Below are 1203 nucleotides of genomic sequence, written 5' to 3'. Positions count from 1 at the left end.
ATATTAACTTCTGTCTAAACTGTCGCATAAAACGCGTTTGGCGTTGTATGGTTAAGCCTCACGGGTAATTAGTACAAGTTAGCTTAATGGCTCACACCACTTCCACATCTTGCCTATCAACGTTGTAGTCTTCAACGGCCCTTCAGAGACTTTAAAAGTCTAGTGAGAACTCATCTCGAGGCCTGCTTCGCGCTTAGATGCTTTCAGCGCTTATCAGTTCCGAACGTAGCTACCGGGCAATGCCATTGGCATGACAACCCGAACACCAGCGGTTCGTTCACTCCGGTCCTCTCGTACTAGGAGCAACCCCTCTCAATTCTCAAACGCCCACGGCAGATAGGGACCGAACTGTCTCACGACGTTCTAAACCCAGCTCGCGTACCACTTTAAATGGCGAACAGCCATACCCTTGGGACCGACTTCAGCCCCAGGATGTGATGAGCCGACATCGAGGTGCCAAACACCGCCGTCGATATGAACTCTTGGGCGGTATCAGCCTNGCCGACATCGAGGTGCCAAACACCGCCGTCGATATGAACTCTTGGGCGGTATCAGCCTGTTATCCCCGGAGTACCTTTTATCCGTTGAGCGATGGCCCTTCCATTCAGAACCACCGGATCACTATGACCTACTTTCGTACCTGCTCGACGTGTCTGTCTCGCAGTTAAGCTGGCTTCTACCATTACACTAACCGTACGATGTCCGACCGTACTTAGCCAACCTTCGTGCTCCTCCGTTACTCTTTAGGAGGAGACCGCCCCAGTCAAACTACCCACCAGGCACTGTCCGTAACCCCGATTCAGGGGCCAACGTTAGAACATCAAAACTACAAGGGTGGTATTTCAAGGTTGACTCCACAACAACTAGCGTCGCTGCTTCAAAGTCTCCCACCTATCCTACACATGTAGGTTCAATGTTCAGTGCCAAGCTGTAGTAAAGGTTCACGGGGTCTTTCCGTCTAGCCGCGGGTACACAGCATCTTCACTGCGATTTCAATTTCACTGAGTCTCGGGTGGAGACAGCGTGGCCATGGTTACACCATTCGTGCAGGTCGGAACTTACCCGACAAGGAATTTCGCTACCTTAGGACCGTTATAGTTACGGCCGCCGTTTACCGGGGCTTCGATCAAGAGCTTCTCCCTAAGGATAACCCCATCAATTAACCTTCCGGCACCGGGCAGGTGTCACACCGTATACGTCATC

Annotated in this window: 1 rRNA gene; it reads right to left on the bottom strand. The window is 51.7% G+C overall.

Features of this window, described 5'->3' with window-relative positions:
- Positions 1-47: 47 nt before the first annotated feature.
- A 23S ribosomal RNA gene (locus tag I6E74_RS14285) occupies positions 48-1203 on the bottom strand; the annotation flags it as partial.

This window comes from Salinibacterium sp. SWN139 (assembly GCF_015864625.1).
Lineage (GTDB): Bacteria > Actinomycetota > Actinomycetes > Actinomycetales > Microbacteriaceae > Rhodoglobus.
The sequence above is the reverse complement of the archived record's forward strand: the minus strand, read 5'-3'. Positions and strand labels throughout refer to the sequence as shown.